The sequence below is a fragment of the Allomesorhizobium aridi genome (assembly GCF_043769475.1).
Taxonomy (GTDB): Bacteria; Pseudomonadota; Alphaproteobacteria; order Rhizobiales; family Rhizobiaceae; genus Allomesorhizobium.
Genome location: NZ_CP171729.1, coordinates 4,803,559 through 4,820,542 on the forward strand (window position 1 = coordinate 4,803,559; position 16,984 = coordinate 4,820,542).

A 16,984-nucleotide genomic window follows, 5' to 3' on the forward strand; every position below is an offset into this window, starting at 1 on the left:
GGCATCAGCGCGCGAAGAACTCAAGCGTTTTCTTCACAAAGGCCTCGTGATACTGGAAGATGCCTCCGTGTCCTGCATCCTCGTAGAGGACGAGTTCGGCATTCGGCAGGCGGCGCGCCAGGTCGATCGAGTTACTGCTGGGCACCATTTTGTCCTGGTCGCCGTTCGCGATGAGAACGGGTTTGCGAATCGCGCCCAAGATCCTGTTGTGCCTGCGTGCCCCAGGCCTTGATCGCATTGAGCTGCCTAAGGAACGTAGCCATCGTGATCGGTTTGTCGCGATCCGCCTTGCGTTCTTGTAGCCGCTCCAGAAATGCTTCCGCGGCGCGGCGGCCATTCGCGGTTGAGGTGAAGAAGAGGTAGAATTTCGGATCCCGGAACGTCAGCATGCCCTTGAGAATGAGCGGCCAGGACACGGGCCCTACCTTTTCGATGCCTTCGCCACCTGCCGGGCCGGTGCCGGTCAGGATGACCTTGCGGACCCGGCCGCGTGGATCTCGACCAGAACATCATCATCCCCCAGCGCCGGCTCCGGCATCTCGCCAAGCCGCAGGGCGCCCTTCTTCTTGTATCGATCGACGATGACGGCTCTCATGACGTTTTCTTTCTACGGGTTTCTCCGGATCGAGCACTTTTCCTATCGATCTCGGCTGCCTATTGCTGGCGCTGCCAAATCTGCGAACGACCCAGCAATGATACGCCGATATAGCCGCGCACGTTTAGCTTCTTGCCGCCGTCCGTCAGGTAGATCTTGCTGCTATAGGTCTTGCCATTATCCGGATCGAGGATTTGGCCGCCTGTAAATTCGGCGCCATCCTCCCTCAGTCCGGACAGGATCACCAGGCCGACGACGGGCGCATTCTTGAGCGCGCCTTCGCACTTCGTACAGGTCGGGCTTTCGTTCGGGGCTAGGAAGACTTTTTCGATTTTGCCCTGCAAGGTGCCATTCGCTTCCGTGATGCGGATCAGCGCCCTTGGTTTGCCGCTGACGTCGTCGATGTTCCTCCACAAGCCAACTGGTGACGCATTGTCCGCCCTCGTTGCCGAGGATGCGAGCGCGGCGGCCACGGTGAGCGCGAAAACGGCCGATTGTTTCAGAATACGCATTGCGATGTTCTCCGAGAGGAATGGGGGTACTGCAGTTCGAGCGGAATGGTTGCCGCGCAGGCACGGCTCATGGGCGGCTTGCGGCTGCGATGGTGGGATAATCGGTATAGCCCGCGGCGCCCCCGCCATAGATCGTGGCAGGATTGATCTGCGCCAACGGCGCGCTGGTTTGCAGTCGCTCCACAAGGTCGGGATTGGCGATGAACGGGCGTCCGAAGGCGAACAGGTCCGCCTTGCCCTCGGCGAGCCCCGACGCCGCGAGTTCGAGGTCGTAGCCGTTATTTGCGATATAGGTGTTGTTGAAGCGCCGACGGAGCGAGCCGAAGTCGAACGGCGCGCTATCGCGCGGCCCGCCTGTGGCGCCCTCGACGACATGGATGTAGACGATGCCCAAAGCGTCGAGTTGATCCACGATGTAGTCGAACTGCGCCTGCGGCGCGCTACTCGAGACGCCGTTGGCGGGCGAGACGGGCGAAATCCGGATGCCGGTGCGCTCAGCGCCGATCTCCTCGACCACCGCAGTCGCAACCTCCAGCATCAGCCGGGCGCGGTTCTCTACCGATCCGCCAAAAGCATCCGTGCGGACGTTCGCGCCGTCCTTGGCGAACTGGTCCAGCAGATAGCCGTTGGCGCCATGAATCTCGACGCCATCGAAGCCGGCGTTAATGGCGTTCGCGGCTGCTTGCCGGAAATCGTCAATGATCCCCGGAAGCTCGTCGAGTTCCAGCGCGCGGGGCTCCGAAACGTCGACAAAGCCGTTGTTCACGAACGTCTTGGTCGCGGCCCGGATCGCCGAGGGCGCGACGGGGGCGGCGCCGTGCTCCTGCAGGTCGACGTGCGAGACGCGGCCGACATGCCAGAGCTGCAGGAAGATCCGCCCGCCCTTGGCGTGCACGGCGGTGGTGACCTTGCGCCAGCCGTCGATCTGCGCCTGGGAGTAGATGCCGGGCGTGTCCTGGTAACCCTGTCCCTGCTGCGAGATCTGTGTGGCTTCGGAAATCAGGAGACCTGCCGATGCGCGCTGGCCGTAATACTCCGCGGCGAGATCGCCTGGAACGAAGCCCGGGCCGGCGCGATTGCGCGTCAGGGGCGCCATCACGATACGATTGGAGAGGGTCAGCGAGCCGAGAGTATAGGGCTTAAACAGCGTTTTGCTGGTCATAGGTCACCTTTGTTTGTCCCCGCTGCGGCGGGGTCGCCTATCGAATTGTTTATTGGTGCTCAGGCGGCAGTGCGGTACCGCTCGGCGGGATGTTCGTTCCCATAGTTCGGAAGCATGGCCTGGCGCGCGGCCTGAAGCGCGTCCCACTGCCCGGCATCGGGAAGCGGCGGAATGGTCACCGGTTCGCGGCGGTCGAAGCCGACCAGCGCCGCATCAACCAGATCGTCCACCTCCATCACGTTGGAAAGCGTGTTGATGTCGGCGCCGACGTGTTCCCAGATCTCCGTTCGCGTCGTGGCGGGAAGCACGGCCTGGACGTAGACACCCTTCGGCGCGAGCTCGAGGCTGAGCCCCTGCGACAGAAACAGCACGAAGGCTTTGGTTGCGCCGTAGACCGTCATGCCGAACTCCGGCGCCAGGCCGACCACGGAGCCGATGTTGACGATCGCCCCTTCGCCGGCCTTCGCAAGACGCGGGGCCATGGCGCTGGCAAGCCGCAGAAGTGCGGTCGTGTTGAGCGCAACGAGCCGCGCGACGTCATCGGTACTCTGCTCGATGAAGCTTCCGCCGATGGCCGTTCCGGCATTGTTGACGAGGATCCCGATGCGGGCGTCATCGCGCAGCCTCGTTTCTACCGTTGCAAGCTCGGCAGGCTGCGTAAGATCAGCCTGGATGATGTCGATCGCCACGCCGTTTTCCAGACGCAGACGCGCCCCCAGTGCCTCCATCCGTGCCATATCACGGGCAACAAGCACGAGGTCGTGCCCGCGGCGCGCGAAGCGCTCGGCATAGGCGGCTCCGATGCCGGTGGAGGCGCCGGTGATGAGGACTGACGGAATGACGGCCATGGGGTTGCTCTCTTTTCTGATGGGACCTATATTCATGACGGTCATCATGAATGATGCTAAATATGATGAGCATCATGTAAATGTCAACGGGCCAGCGGAGAATTTTGAAATGAAGGTCAGTCGAGAGCAGATGGCGGAGAACCGTCACCGGATCCTGGACGCGGCCAGTCGGCTGTTTCGCGACAAGGGGTTCGACGCGGTCAGCGTGGCGGAAGTAATGAACGCCGCCGGGCTCACCCATGGCGGCTTCTATGGTCACTTCAACTCAAAGGACGACCTGATCGCCCAGACCCTTGCCCATGTGCTTGCCGCTGACTCAAGCGGAGGGGGCGATCTTCGCGCCTACGTGGATGCCTATCTTTCGCCCCGGCATCGCGACAACTGCGCCGGCGGTTGCCCGACGGCGGGCCTTGCCGCAGCCATCCGCCATCAGACCCCGGCTGCACGCTCGGCCATGACGGAAGGCTTTCGATCGCAGATCGACCGGATCAGCGCGGCACTCCCGGAGTTGGATGCGGCAGACCGACGCCGCGCGGCGATCGGAAGTTGGGCAGCAATGGTGGGGGCAGTAATCCTTGCCCGGGCGATTGACGATCCCGCGCTTTCGGATGAGGTGCTGGAACAGACGCGTGCCTGGATCAACGCAGGGCTTGGTCAACAGTTTACCACGTAGCCGAGCCCTCTGCATGAAGCCGGGAGCCCTTAGTGTCGCTGCCACGGGCTGGCATGCATAGCGAGCGACACGGACCTCACGAATGGGGCGCCTTCCATCCGCACTCCAAAAGACAGCGCTGGTTCTACGCGCCGCAGCCGGCAAGGCCGGCACCGACGCGCCGAGCAGGCCCACAGGTCGATCAGAGCGCGCTTCGATAGATCGACAGGATGTCCTTAGTCCCGAGCGGCCGGGGGTTGTTGTCGATCAGGCGCTTTATGGCAAAAGCCTCCTCGGCCCAGATCGGCAAATCCTGCTCCTGCGCGCCATGGTGCGACAGGTGCATCTGGATGCCGAGCGCCTGGCAGTAGTCCATGGCGCTCGTCAGAATGTCATTGGTATTCGCACCGACGCCGAGGCCCAGCATAGCGGCGACGCCAGCAGTCTTGTCCGGGCAGGCGGATGCATTGAAGGCCAGCACATGCGGGAAGATGACGGCATTGGCCAGCCCATGGGGAAGCTTGAGCCGCGTGCCCAGCGGATAGGCCAAAGCATGGCCACCGGCGGTGTTGACCGGCCCCAAGCACACCCCGCCGTAGTAGGACGCCAGCATCATGCCGGCTCGCGCCTCGGTATCCGCCCCGTCGCTGACGGCGCGCGCCAGGTAGCGGCCTACCAGCTCGATGCCGAGCCTGGCATAGCCGTCGATTAGCGGATGAGCCTTGATATTGGTGTAGGACTCGACGCAATGGGCTAAGGCATCGACGCCAGTGGCCGCGGTGACTGCCGCGGGAACAGAATAGGTTAGCTCGGGATCGAGCACGGCGATATCGGCGAGCATGTGCCGGCTTTCGACGGCCTGCTTGGCCAGCGTCTCGGGATTAGTGACGAGCGAGCGAATGCCCGCTTCGGAACCGGTGCCAGAGGTGGTGGGCACCTGTGCCAGCGCCGTGCGGCGCCCGGCGATCTTGTCGACGCCGATCACGTCGGGCACGGATTGTTCGCCGTCCCATAGTGCCGCCACGAGCTTGGCGACATCCATTACCGAACCGCCACCCAGACCAACCACCAGATCCGGCTCGAAGGCCCGGGCAGCGGCTAGCACCGCCGCGACGGCCGGAAGGTCAGGCTCGGGCGGCAGGTCGATGAAGGTCTCGACCGCGCCCGTGAAGCCGATGCGCTCGGCAAAACCGACCGTGGGGGGCATGGCCACCACGAAAACCCGGCGATATGGCTCCGCCCATTGCGCCAGGCACGAGACTGAGCCCGCGCCGATCTCCAGCCGTGAGGGCTGCAGCAACGTGATGGGGCGAGCCATGGAGAGATCGGTGTCAGACATTTTCCTGCGCCTCGAGTTCGGCCATGCGGGCCCAAACCGTTTCGATCTCGGCTGGCGACAACTCGACCAGCGGTGGCCGGAGCCGGGTCCAACCAGAATGATTGCGGCGATGGGCCAGCATGGCCTTGATGGTGGGCAACTGCACATAGGCATTGGAGAGATCGCGCCAGGCGTTGATGCGCTCCTGCGCCGCGTTGACCTGTGCCACCTGTTCTGGCTCGTGCCAATGGTCGAACACCACCCGCAAATGCTTGCCGATCAGGTTGGAGCTGGAGGTGATGCAGCCCGCTCCGCCCGACCGCAGCAGCGGCAGCATCAACGGATCGGCGCCGGCCAGCACCGAGAAACCCTCGAACCTGGCAAAAGTCTGCATGCTTTCGAGCTTGCCGGAGCTGTCCTTGATCCCCACGACGATACCGGAGAAAGCGTCGAGCAGGCGTCGGACCAGTTCGACCGACAGCCCGACCTGGGCGATGGGCGGGATGTGGTAGAGCACAACGCGCAGGTCGTCGCGGCCGACGCCCTCGATGGCCTCCGCATAGAAGCGGAACAGGCCCTCGTCGCTGACGCCCTTGTAGTAGAAGGGCGGCAGCACGACCGTGGCCTTCACGCCAGCCTCCACGGCATGGCGCATCAGCGTGACGGTATCGGCAACATTGGTCTGCGAGGTGCCGGGCAGCAGGCGCTGCGGATCGACGCCTGATGCAATGACCGTGTCCAGCAGTGCCTGGCGCTGCGCGAGGCTGAAGGAGTTGGCCTCACCGGTGGTGCCTAATAGCGCGATGCCGTCGCAACCCTCATCCAGGAGTGCCCTGGCATGGACCGCGAAGGTAGTGTGGTCAGGCGTGCCGTCTTCGAGCACCGGGGTGGCGGATGCGCAGAAGACACCGTGGATAGGGAGTTTCGTAGCAGGATTCATGACTTTGTCCCCGCGGCGAGGCGGCGCGCATAGGCGATGGCTTCGTTCAGATTGGTGTGGTTGGCCTTGCCGGTGCCGGCAATGTCGAAAGCCGTGCCGTGGTCGACCGAGGTCCGGTCGATGGGCAGCCCCAGCGAGACGTTGACGGCGGTATCGAAGGCCACCAGCTTGATCGGGATATGACCTTGGTCGTGATACTGCGCGACCACCAGGTCGAAGCCCCCGTTATAGGCGCGGTGATAGACCGTGTCGGCCGAGATCGGCCCCTGCACGTCGATGCCTTCGGCGCGGGCCATGGCGACGGCCGGCACCACCTGCACGTCATCCTCGGTGCCGAACAGCCCGCTTTCCCCGCAATGCGGATTGATGCCGGCGACGGCAATGCGCGGGGTGGCATAGCCGATGCGCTTGAGGTGATCGTTGCCAGCGCGAATGGTCGCCAGGATGCGCTCGGGCGTGGCACGGTCGATGGCGGTCTTGAGCGACACATGGGTCGAGACGTGGATGACCTTGAGGCGCTCCGAAGCCAGCAGCATGAAGGCCGACTTCTGCCCGGTCAGCGCCGCCAGCATGCCGGTATGCCCGTCATAGTGATGGCCGGCGAGATTGAGCGCTTCCTTGTTGATCGGCGCGGTGACGACGCAACCGATCTGGCCCGCCTCTGCGTCGCGCACGGCCCTCTCGATGAAGTGGAACGCAGCGTCGCCGGCACGCGGATCAAGCTTGCCCCAGGGCAGCGGCCCGCCTTCGATGGGCAGGTCGACGACAATGTCCTCAAGGCCGAGCACAAGGCTGGTGGCGACCAGCGCATTCTCCAGCGTTGCGCGATTGCCATAGATGCGCGTGCGGGCCCGATCGGCCGCGCCCATCTGTGCAATGGCGCGAACCGTGATTTCCGGACCGACGCCCGCAGGGTCGCCCATGGTGATGCCGATAACGTCGCTCAACTCAGTTCTCCGTCGATCCATCCCTTGGGGAGACGGACATATTTGATGGCCCGCCGAAAGTAGGTGTAGGCGATATGAATCGCGCCTTCCGGGTCCTCTAGCAGGTAAGGGTAGGACAGCTCTTTGTTGCGTCCGTCTATTGAATTGTTCGAAAGGCAGGTGCCGGGGCTGTCGTCGATGATGCGGCGGAGCGGGAAGGTCTTGCCGCCATCGGTGGAAATGCAGAGCGAGAGCGGCGCGCGCGGCACACCCCAGACGGGCGAGCAGCCGCCACTGGCATCGGGGCGAGCATCCCCTTCCTCGATCTCGTCATAGAGCGAGGCCCGCCGATCGCTGGAGGTGGCGGCCGAAGCTGGATTGCAGGCCATAGCCAACCGGCCGTCGGCGAGGCGAATGACGTTGATCGAGGAATTGTTGTTGGGCACGTCGGTCGGCTCGGGGGCAGACCAGGTCAACCCGCCATCGCGGCTTTCCGAACGATGGACGAAATCGGACTGCCGGCGGCGATAGAAGGCCGCCATGTGGCTACCGTCGAGCGGCACGATGGTCATGTGCACCGAGCCCACCGAGCCGGGCACTTCCGACAGTGACCAAGTCCGGCCGTCGTCGGTACTGACAGCGACGCCGGCGGTATCGAAACTGCCGTTCCAGCGCAGGCCGGGCCGGGAAATGCAGCGGAACACCGGCATCATCCAGGCACCATCGGCACGCCGCACGAAGCGGCCACGGATGAAGGTGCCGAACGGCAGATCGATGGTGCGCGGCGCCCCGCCGGCAAGCGCACCGCCCGCAATCGACACTTCGCGCGCCCGCAACAGGCACTCATCCTGATTGCCCGACGGCTGTGCGGTGTGAAACAGCAGCCACTGTCCCGCCTGGTTGCGGGTGAGCACCGGGTTCTGTTCGGAGCGACGGGGGTCGTTGCTAAGCTGGACTGCCGGACTCCAAGCCAAGCTGCCGGGCGTCAGCGTGGACGCATAGATAGAGATGTCGGCCGTGCCCTCAAGCGTGCCTCCGAACCAAAGGCAGGCCAGCGTGCCATCATCCAGTTGTTCAATAAAAGCGGCGTGGTTCTGCACCATGGGCGAGGCCAAAAAGGCTTCGACACGACCATCGGCCATGCGGTCCAGCGCACCCGTCATACGGGCGGCGATCTCCTCCGGGGTCATGGTGGGTCTCCTTCTCTGGCGTCGAAAATTCGCGGTTTCGCCGATGTTGTCAAGTTATGATTGCTGCATGAATGTCAAAAGATTTCATGTTTGTCGCTTTTTACACATATATTTCAGTGCATTAGAGGCCATGGAACGTTGAATGGACCGAAGATGCGAGGAATTCATTGACAACTAATGGGGTGCAATTCGATAGTGCAGGCTAGGTTGGCTCATGAGGGTCGCCATAAAGAGGCAAGGACGCCAAGCAGCATCGTCCTTGTTCGCACTGGCTGCAAAGGGAGGTGGAATTGCTGTTCAAGCATTTGCTGGGTGGCGTACTTCTGGCGTCGACTTCGATCGTTCCCGCCATGGCGCAGACCAACACCGACATCACCGTCGTGCTGAGCGAAGAGCTCGATCTTGTCGAGCCCTGCATGGCCACGCGATCCAATATCGGCCGCGTCATCATGCAGAATATCAGTGAAACGCTGACCGAGCTGGACGTGCGCGGCGATGCCGGCCTGATGCCGCGCCTGGCCGAAAGCTGGGAAGACCTGGGCGATGGCACCTGGCGGTTCAAGCTGCGTCAAGGCGTGACCTTCTCGGACGGCACCACCTTCGATGCCGCCGACGTCAAACATTCGTTCGATCGCGTCTTTTCCGACCAGATCACCTGCGAGAGCAAGCGCTACTTCGCCGATACGGCCCTGACCTTCAACATCGTCGATGACAATACCATCGACATCAAGGCCGAGCCGGCACAGCCAATTCTGCCGCTGCTGATGACACTGGTGACTATCGTGCCGTCGGAAGCGCCGGTGGAGGTCCTGCGCGAGCCAATCGGCACCGGCCCCTATATGATGTCCGAATGGACCGCTGGCCAGCAGATCGTACTGACCCGCCGCGACGACTATTGGGGCACCCAGCCGGCCGTGACCAAGGCCACCTATGTGTTCCGCTCCGAGCCTGCCGTGCGTGCCGCCATGGTCGAAGCCGGCGAGGCCGACATCGCGCCGCAGATCACCCAGGAAGAAGCCACAAACCCGGCTACCGACTTCACCTACCCCAACTCGGAAACCGTCTATCTGCGCATCGACCAGACCATTGAGCCGATGGGCGACCTGCGCGTGCGCCAAGCCCTCAATGCCGCAATCGATCGCAAGGCCTTCATCGGCACCGTGCTGGCTGAAGGCACCGAACTGGCCGTGGCCATGGTGCCCCCGACCACGCTCGGCTGGAACGCTGACCTTGAACCTCCGCCCTTCGATCCCGAAAAGGCCAAGGAGCTGCTCGCAGCCGCTGCGGCCGACGGCATCAATACCGGCGCGCCGATCGAAGTTATCGCCCGCACGGAGAACTTCCCGCATGTGACCGAGGTGGGCGAAGTGATCGTGCAGATGCTCAATGATGTCGGCTTCAAGGCAACCCTGCGCATGGTGGAAGTGGCCGAGCACGAGCAGTACTATTCCAAGCCGTATCCGGAGGGTCGTGTGGCCCAGCTGCTAATGGCTCAGCACGACAATTCGCGCGGCGATCCGGTCTTCTCTATGTACTTCAAGTATCACAGCCAGGGCACCCAGTCGGGCGTCAACGACCCCAAGGTCGATGAACTAATCGAAAAGGCGACTGCTGCAACGGGGGATGAACGCGCTGCCCTGTGGTCCGAGCTCTTCGCCTACGTCCAGAAGGAAATCGTCGCCGATGTGCTGCTGTTCCACATGGTGGGTCACAGCCGGGTGGGCGAGCGGATCGACTTCAAGCCGACCATTGCCACCAACTCGCAGCTGCAGCTGAGCGAAATCAGCTTCAAGTACGCTCTGCGATGCCGGAGACACACTCCTGCATCGCGCTTCTTCAAATCGGGAAACCGGCCATGACCAAAATGATCGGACAGCGCGCCATCGCCAGCCTGCTGTCCCTGCTGGGACTGATGATCCTGGTGTTCTTCCTGTCGCGGCTGACCGGCGACCCCGCCGTGCTGTTTCTGCCGATCGATGCCACCGAGCAGATGAAGGAAGAGTTTCGTGCCTTGCATGGCCTGGACCGTCCGATCATCGAGCAGTTCGGCGCCTACGTCTTGGACCTCCTGCATCTCGATTTCGGCGATTCCCTGCGCAAGGCGCGGCCCGCCATCGACGTCGTGCTGGAAGCTTATACCTGGACGCTGCCCCTGGCACTGATCACCATGGCCCTCGTCATGGTTGCGGCTATCGTGCTCGGTGCGCTTGCAGCCTTCAAGGTCGGCGGCTTTTTTGACCGGCTGGTCTCAATCGTTTCGCTGGTCGGCGCTTCCGCGCCCGATTTCTGGATCGCCATTGTCGCCATCGTCATCTTCTCGATCAATTTGGGCTGGTTGCCGACCTCGGGCGTCGGCACGCCGCTGCACTGGGTGCTGCCCATTGCGGTGCTATTCATCCGACCATTCGGGTTGATCGTGCAGGTGGTGCGCGGCTCGATGCTGTCGGCGCTGGGCGCGGCCTATGTGAAAACAGCCCGCGCCAAGGGCGTCAAGAATGGCCCGCTCATCTTCGTGCATACTTTGCGTAACGCTATGTTGCCGGTGATCACCGTCATGGGCGATCAGGCCGCGGCCTTGCTCAACGGCGCGGTGATCGTCGAAACCGTTTTCGGCTTTCCCGGCATCGGCAAGCTGATGATCGACTCCATCCTGCAGCGCGATTTTAACGTGGTGCTGGCTGCCATCATGGTCACGGCTATCGCCATTTTCATCATGAACATCCTGATCGACATCGCCTACGGCGTGCTCGATCCGCGCATCCGGCAGTAGGAGACCGGCCATGACCGATCTGTCCTCCGCCAAACCGGCCGACATTCCCCGCTCGGAATCTGCTGCTTTGCTTGCCATGCTCTGGCGCGACAAGCTCGCGTTTGTATCGGCCGTGATGTTGCTGGTCATCGTTCTATTTGCAGTGCTCGGCCCTGCGCTGCTCGGAGATGCTGCCGGCGCGCAGAACCTGCGCGGGCGCAACAGCCCGCCCTTCGATCTGGCGTACGGCTGGGCCTTTGTGCTGGGTGGTGATTCGTTGGGTCGGCCCATGCTGCCGCGCCTGATCGTTGCCGCCAGCAGCACCATGGGCGTGGCAGCTGGGACAGTTCTCTCCGCCCTCGTCGTCGGCGCGGCGTTCGGCCTTGTCGCCGGATACCTCGGCAAGAATGTCTCGCAGGTGATCATGCGGCTGGCCGACGTGATTATGTCCTTCCCGTCGTTGTTGATCGCGGTGGTGGTGCTCTACGTGCTGGGGCCCTCCATTCCCAACATGGTGCTGGTTCTCGCGATCACCCGCATACCGATCTACCTGCGCACCACGCGCGCCGAGGTACTCGAAGTGCGCGAGCGCATGTTCGTGCAGGCAGCGATCGTCATGGGGGCCTCGCATACCCGCATCATCCTACGTCATATCCTGCCAATAGTGGCGCCGACGCTGGTGACAATCGCCACGCTCGACTTCGCCTTCGTCATGCTGGCGGAATCCTCGCTGTCGTTTCTCGGCATCGGCATTCAGCCGCCCAACATCACCTGGGGGCTGATGGTCAGCCAGGGTCGGCCCTATCTTAGTTCCGCCTGGTGGCTGGCATTTTGGCCCGGCCTGATGATCGTCATCACCGCCCTTTCGCTCAACCTCCTGTCGAACTGGATGCGCGTGGCGCTGGACCCGGCACAACGCTGGCGGCTCGAGGCGCGCAGCACCAAGGGCGGCACCGCCAATGGCTGACGCCCTGCTCGAAGTCCGCAAACTATCCATCGATTTCCACACGGCGCGCGGCACCGTGCATGCCGTTCGCAATGTCAGTTGGTCAATCAATCGCGGCGAAACCCTGGCAGTCCTCGGCGAAAGCGGCTCCGGCAAATCCGTCTCCGCTTCCGCTGTGATGAACTTGCTCGACATTCCTCCCGCCCAGATAGTGTCAGGCGAGATTCTGTTCGAGGGAAAAGATCTGCTCAAGGCCAGCCAGGAAGAGCGGCGCGCGCTCAACGGCAAGCGCATCGCCATGATCTTCCAGGACCCGCTGAGCCACCTCAACCCGGTCTACACCGTCGGCTGGCAGATCGTGGAAATGATGACGGCCCACGGCCGGCCGGCCGATGCGGCGCGGGCCCGCGCGCTTGAGCTCATCGCCCGCGTCGGGCTGCCTGAGCCCAAACAGGCGATGCGCAAATATCCGCATCAGTTCTCCGGCGGTCAACGACAGCGGCTGATGATCGCTATGGCGCTGATGCTCAAGCCCGACATCCTGATCGCCGACGAGCCAACCACCGCGCTTGACGTCACCATCCAGGCCGATGTGCTGGCCCTGCTCAAGGAATTGCAAGCCGAGACGGGCATGGGGCTGGTGCTGATCACCCATGACCTGGGTGTCGTCGCCGAGATTGCCGACCGCGTCGTGGTGATGAGCCAAGGCGAAATCGTCGAGTCGGGCACGGCCCGGAACATCTACCACAATGCCACCCACACCTATACGCGTAAGCTGATCGCCGCAGCGCCAGGCAAGGGTGCGGTCAAGCACGTCGACGCCGCGGCGCCCGTGCTGCTCGACGTCCAAAAGCTGCGCAAGACCTATGGCGGGTTCACCGCCCTCAATGATGTGTCGCTGATCCTGCACAAGGGGCAGAGCCTGGCCGTGGTGGGCGAAAGCGGCTCGGGCAAGTCGACGCTGGCCAAGACGCTGTTGCGCCTCGAAGCTGCCGATAGCGGCGCGGCCTTATGGAAGGGGCGTAACCTCATTGCCATGTCCGCACGTGAACTGCTCGGCGTGCGGCGGGAAATCCAGATGGTGTTCCAGGACCCTACCCAGTCACTCAATCCGCGCATGTCGGTCTACGATCTGATCGCCGAAGGCTGGGACATTCACCGCCTGATCCCGGACAACGTGGCACGCCGGCGGCGGATCGCCGAGTTGCTCGAACAGGTCGGGCTCCTGCCCGAGCACGCGCAGCGCTATCCGCATCAGTTCTCAGGCGGGCAGCGCCAACGCATCGCCATCGCCCGCGCATTGGCCCTCGAGCCGGATCTCATCATCTGCGACGAGGCCGTGTCGGCGCTCGACGTATCGATCCAGGCCCAGGTGATCGCCCTGCTCGACGATCTGCGCAAGCGCCTGGGCATCTCGTTCCTGTTCATTGCACACGATCTGGGCGTGGTGCGGGACTTCGCGGACACTGTCGTCGTGATGAAATCAGGCGAGATCGTCGAACGTGGCCCCACTTCGCTCATCTTCGATAACCCGCGTCACCCCTATACCCAGCGCCTGCTTGCCGCCAACCTGGACCCTGACCCTGACGTCCAGGCCCAGCGTCGCGCCGCTGCTGTCCGGGCCGGGGCATGACGCGGCTGGCCATCATTGCCGATGATCTGACAGGGGCGTTGGATTCGGCCGCGCCTTTTGCCATGCGCGGCGCAAGGGCAATGGTGGCCGTTACGCCCAACGCCCTGAAGGAGGTACTGGCGACGGGCGCTTCGGTGATCGGAGTATCGACCAACAGTCGCGAGCTTTCGCCGGAGGCCGCGAGGGCCAGAGTGTGCGAAGCGATTGCTGAGCTTCCAGACGGGATAGCGATCTTCAAGAAGGTCGATTCTCGCCTTAAGGGAAACATTTCGGCGGAGCTTGACGCCATTGCCTATCGTCACGCACTGGTGGCCCCCGCGATACCCACCTTTGGGCGCGTCGTGCGGAATGGCATGGTGGAAGGTTTCGGCGTCTCCGAGCCAATTGACATAGCCGGCCGTCTCGGGGCGCATGCGGCACGCGCGTCGATTCCAGACACCCTCTCGCAGACGGAAATGGACGAGACGCTGGCGCTGGACCGCGATCTGCTGGTGGGCGCGCGTGGCCTGGCCGAGGCGCTAGCCCGGGAGATGGCTCCGGCTGGTGACGCACCAAATATGGATTTAGCGGGACCTCGGGTAATGTGTGTCATCGGATCTACTGACCCTATCACCATAGCCCAACTGGTCCGACTGCGCGAAACGGACCCAACTGTGGCGTATGTTCCGGCGCCATCCGGCATAGCGCCGCCCGACTTGCCTCCGCAAGCGCGCGTTACCATTCTCCAGGCCGTGCCAGGTGCCTCTCCAATCGATGCGTTCGAGGTTTCGCAGCAACTTGCGACCTCACTTTCTCGGTTTCAGCCTGACTCCGACACGCTGCTGGTTATCTCGGGTGGCGCGACCGCCCAGGTGGTCCTGGAGCAACTGGGCCTTGTGTCCCTTGAGATCGTTGGCGAGGCACTACCGGGCCTGCCTGTTGCCCGCGCTGGTGGCTTTACGCTAATCACGAAATCTGGGGGCTTTGGAGTTCGAGATACTCTTGTTCACCTCCTTTCTCGTTATGTTGATACCACTGGGAAGAGTGTCGGTTAGTCATGTCGGAAGGGCTTGTTGCACGGCGGAGCCTCTCAGAAGCGGTGTTTGATCGCTTGCAGAAGGCCATCAAATCCGGCGCGTACGCCGTCGACGAACGCCTTCCGACGGAACACGCCCTGGCGGCCGAATTCCAGGTCTCCCGCCCGGTGGTCCGAGATGCGCTACAGAAGCTGCGTGACCAGGGGCTAATCTATTCCCGCCGCGGTGCCGGCAGCTTCGTGCGTGAACATGGGTTGCGCGAGCCGCTCGGCTTCGGTCAGATGGAGAATCTCTCCGACCTGCAGCACTGCTACAATTTTCGCCTCACCATCGAGCCAGAAGCGGCCGCCATGGCGGCCACCCGCGCCACCGAGGCCGACAAGCAAAAGATCAAGGCGGCGCTGGACCTGCTGCGCGACGCCACCAACCGGCACGCGCATAGGGCCGACGCAGACTTCATGTTCCACCTCGGCATAGCCCAGGCCTCAGGCAATCCCTATTTCGCCACTGCCATGAAGGCGCTGGAAGACCATATCGCCGTGGGCATGCGGTTCCACGGCCTGTCACTGCGCGGTACACAAGACGGGCTGCAGCATGTGTTCAACGAGCACACTGCGGTCTATGAAGCCATTCGCGACAGCAATGCAGAGGCCGCGCGGCGGCTTATGCGCGAGCATTTGGAAGGCTCGCGCAATCGGCTGTTTTCAAGCACGTAAGATCGTACCGGCGTTCCCGACACGAGGACTCTTCGAAGGGAAGGCATTGGGTCGATCGTCTATACGTTGACGTCGACGACCAAGCGGCCGCGGATGGTCCCACCAAAGATGCTGCGGGCCACGCCGGCAGCTTGGGCCAGCCCAACTACAGTAACCATGGACTCCAGCTTTGCGACATCGAGACCCGCTTGGCCGAGGGCGCGTTGACGGAGTCCACTCCTGCGAGTGTGACGCTGCGACCGATGAAGGGCAGCACGGTGCCGGGGAGATCGATGCCTTGAGCCAGACCGAAGCTGGCGGAGCACGGCGGCGTGGTCGCCAGCCGTGGCCTATGTCCGCGAAGGTGAGCGAGCCGTGGAGGCGCCGACTCGCGACTTGACGCCTAGAAGACGCGACCAATCTCCGCCGAGCTCTGAGGCTATCGAGGCGAAGGAATGCCGTAGGGGGTATGGGGCGTCACGTCCTTGAGTTTCGCCTTCCTTACAATCCGCTTCTGATGCGGTGGACGGCTCTCCTCCCTCCCTGCGGTATGATCGCGGGATTAGAGCTGGAGGAGCGCTATGATGAGCAACGTTACGACGATCGGTCTGGATATCGCAAAGTCCGTGTTTCAAGTCCACGGCGTGGATGCGGCTGGTGAGGTTGCCGTTCGCAGGAAGCTTACACGTGGGCGCGTGCTGGCATTCTTCGAGAGCTTGCCGCGATGCCTGGTCGGGATCGAGGCGTGCAGTTCGTCGCATTATTGGGCTCGTGAGCTCATCGCACTTGGCCACGATGTGCGGCTGCTGCCGGCACAGTATGTGAAGCCCTACTTGAAGCGGCAGAAGAACGATGCTGCAGACGCAGAGGCGATCTGCGAGGCGGTGACGCGGCCGACGATGCGCTTCGTGCCGGTGAAGTCGCCCGAGCAACAGAGTGTGATGATGCTGCACCGGGTTAGATTGATGCTCAACCGCCAGCGCACACAGATATCGAACGCCTTGCGAGCCCATATGTCCGAGTTCGGCGTCGTGGCGCCGATCGGGCGGAATGGGATCGAACAACTGCTTGTCGTTATCAACGACGAAACCGACGCCAGGATACCCGCTGACGCACGGCTATGCCTGCGCATGCTCGAGGCGCAGCTCAAGGTCGTGAAGGAACAGATCCTCGAAAACGATCGCCGGGTCCGGGCGAGTGCGCGAGAGACCGAGCTCGGTCGCAGGTTGATGGAGATTCCGGGCGTGGGCCCGCTGCTGGCGAGTGCGTTCGTCGCGACCGTCGCCGATCCGCACGCATTCAAGTCCGGGCGGTGCCTCTCGGCTTGGATCGGGCTCGTCCCCAAGCAGAACTCGAGCGGGGGCAAGGAGAAGCTCGGCAGCATCTCCAAAGCCGGGAATCGCTACCTGCGCCAGTTGCTCGTCGTCGGCGCAATGGCGGTCATCCGCTATGCCGAGCGGAACGGAACCAGGCGGCCATGGCTCGTGCAACTGATGGCACGGCGAACGACCAAGGTTGCGGCGGTTGCACTGGCTAACAAGACAGCCCGCATGGTCTGGGCATTGATGACAGGCGGCGAGCGCTACAGGGAGCGGTCATCGCATAGAACGAGACAGGGCGAGCGCCGACGAGGTTGGAAAGGGCGGACAGGAGCTGATGCACAAAGCCGGTTGAAACCGCCGGATCAGGAGAACCCACTGGGGCCGTGCACTTCGAGTGCGAGCTTACGATCGGGACCTGAGCCGCGCGAATGGCATTATGGCCAGCGGCATATGACAGGCCGCACCTACAGGTCGGATACA

At 63.0% G+C, this 16,984-nt stretch carries 15 protein-coding genes and 2 pseudogenes; 8 read left to right on the plus strand and 9 right to left on the minus strand.

Annotated features, from left to right (window positions below; translation table 11 throughout):
• Positions 1 to 4: 4 nt before the first annotated feature.
• From ACG873_RS25765 to ACG873_RS25785, 5 genes and pseudogenes are all read right to left on the minus strand, one after another.
• The gene (locus tag ACG873_RS25765) at positions 5 to 337 is read right to left on the minus strand and encodes an alpha/beta fold hydrolase (protein WP_394888612.1); all 333 of its coding nucleotides are present in this window, start codon (positions 335 to 337) and stop codon (positions 5 to 7) included.
• Between the two features lie 144 nt (positions 338 to 481).
• Positions 482 to 595 (minus strand): annotated as a pseudogene (locus tag ACG873_RS25770) (NADP-dependent oxidoreductase); the annotation flags it as partial.
• A gap of 59 nt (positions 596 to 654) precedes the next feature.
• Complete coding sequence (locus ACG873_RS25775) at positions 655 to 1,107, minus strand: DUF2147 domain-containing protein (protein ID WP_394888613.1); 453 nt, start codon at positions 1,105 to 1,107, stop codon at positions 655 to 657.
• A 67-nt stretch (positions 1,108 to 1,174) separates the two neighbouring features.
• Entirely contained in the window at positions 1,175 to 2,269 is a 1,095-nt protein-coding gene (locus tag ACG873_RS25780; RefSeq protein ID WP_394888614.1) for an alkene reductase, read from the minus strand.
• Positions 2,270 to 2,328: 59 nt separating this feature from the next.
• On the minus strand, positions 2,329 to 3,117 hold the full coding sequence (locus ACG873_RS25785; protein WP_394888615.1) for an SDR family NAD(P)-dependent oxidoreductase: 789 nt from the start codon (positions 3,115 to 3,117) through the stop codon (positions 2,329 to 2,331).
• Between the two features lie 109 nt (positions 3,118 to 3,226).
• On the opposite strand from ACG873_RS25785, the gene ACG873_RS25790 reads away from it, so the two are divergent.
• A complete protein-coding gene (locus ACG873_RS25790) occupies positions 3,227 to 3,790 on the plus strand; it encodes a TetR/AcrR family transcriptional regulator (RefSeq protein ID WP_394893695.1) in 564 nt (187 codons plus the stop codon).
• A gap of 181 nt (positions 3,791 to 3,971) precedes the next feature.
• Here the strand turns inward: ACG873_RS25790 and ACG873_RS25795 are convergent, their stop codons facing one another.
• The 4 genes from ACG873_RS25795 to ACG873_RS25810 are packed head-to-tail and all read right to left on the minus strand — an operon-like array spanning position 3,972 to position 8,143.
• A complete protein-coding gene (locus tag ACG873_RS25795; RefSeq protein ID WP_394888616.1) occupies positions 3,972 to 5,108 on the minus strand; it encodes an iron-containing alcohol dehydrogenase in 1,137 nt (378 codons plus the stop codon).
• Entirely contained in the window at positions 5,101 to 6,027 is a 927-nt protein-coding gene (locus ACG873_RS25800) for a dihydrodipicolinate synthase family protein (protein WP_394888617.1), read from the minus strand. Before ACG873_RS25800 ends, ACG873_RS25795 begins: the two co-directional genes overlap by 8 nt.
• Positions 6,024 to 6,974 (minus strand): 4-hydroxythreonine-4-phosphate dehydrogenase PdxA, encoded by a 951-nt coding sequence (pdxA, locus tag ACG873_RS25805; protein WP_394888618.1) that lies wholly within the window; start codon positions 6,972 to 6,974, stop codon positions 6,024 to 6,026. Before pdxA ends, ACG873_RS25800 begins: the two co-directional genes overlap by 4 nt.
• Complete coding sequence (locus ACG873_RS25810; protein WP_394888619.1) at positions 6,971 to 8,143, minus strand: sialidase family protein; 1,173 nt, start codon at positions 8,141 to 8,143, stop codon at positions 6,971 to 6,973. The genes pdxA and ACG873_RS25810 overlap by 4 nt, the downstream gene beginning before the upstream one ends.
• A 350-nt stretch (positions 8,144 to 8,493) precedes the next feature.
• Between ACG873_RS25810 and ACG873_RS25815 the strand changes: the two genes are divergently transcribed.
• The 7 genes and pseudogenes from ACG873_RS25815 to ACG873_RS25845 all read left to right on the plus strand — a co-directional run.
• Positions 8,494 to 10,002: an ABC transporter substrate-binding protein gene (locus ACG873_RS25815; RefSeq protein ID WP_394893696.1), complete on the plus strand. Its 1,509-nt coding sequence runs from the start codon at positions 8,494 to 8,496 to the stop codon at positions 10,000 to 10,002.
• Complete coding sequence (locus ACG873_RS25820) at positions 9,999 to 10,913, plus strand: ABC transporter permease (protein WP_394888620.1); 915 nt, start codon at positions 9,999 to 10,001, stop codon at positions 10,911 to 10,913. The genes ACG873_RS25815 and ACG873_RS25820 overlap by 4 nt, the downstream gene beginning before the upstream one ends.
• A 10-nt stretch (positions 10,914 to 10,923) precedes the next feature.
• The gene (locus tag ACG873_RS25825; protein WP_394888621.1) at positions 10,924 to 11,859 is read left to right on the plus strand and encodes an ABC transporter permease; all 936 of its coding nucleotides are present in this window, start codon (positions 10,924 to 10,926) and stop codon (positions 11,857 to 11,859) included.
• Complete coding sequence (locus ACG873_RS25830) at positions 11,852 to 13,471, plus strand: ABC transporter ATP-binding protein (protein ID WP_394888622.1); 1,620 nt, start codon at positions 11,852 to 11,854, stop codon at positions 13,469 to 13,471. Before ACG873_RS25825 ends, ACG873_RS25830 begins: the two co-directional genes overlap by 8 nt.
• Positions 13,468 to 14,505, plus strand: a complete 1,038-nt coding sequence (locus ACG873_RS25835) for a four-carbon acid sugar kinase family protein (RefSeq protein ID WP_394888623.1) — start codon at positions 13,468 to 13,470, stop codon at positions 14,503 to 14,505. The genes ACG873_RS25830 and ACG873_RS25835 overlap by 4 nt, the downstream gene beginning before the upstream one ends.
• A 2-nt stretch (positions 14,506 to 14,507) precedes the next feature.
• Positions 14,508 to 15,203, plus strand: a complete 696-nt coding sequence (locus ACG873_RS25840; protein ID WP_394888624.1) for a FadR/GntR family transcriptional regulator — start codon at positions 14,508 to 14,510, stop codon at positions 15,201 to 15,203.
• 563 nt (positions 15,204 to 15,766) lie between these two features.
• A pseudogene (locus ACG873_RS25845) lies at positions 15,767 to 16,771 on the plus strand (IS110 family transposase); the annotation flags it as partial.
• Positions 16,772 to 16,984 lie beyond the last annotated feature (213 nt).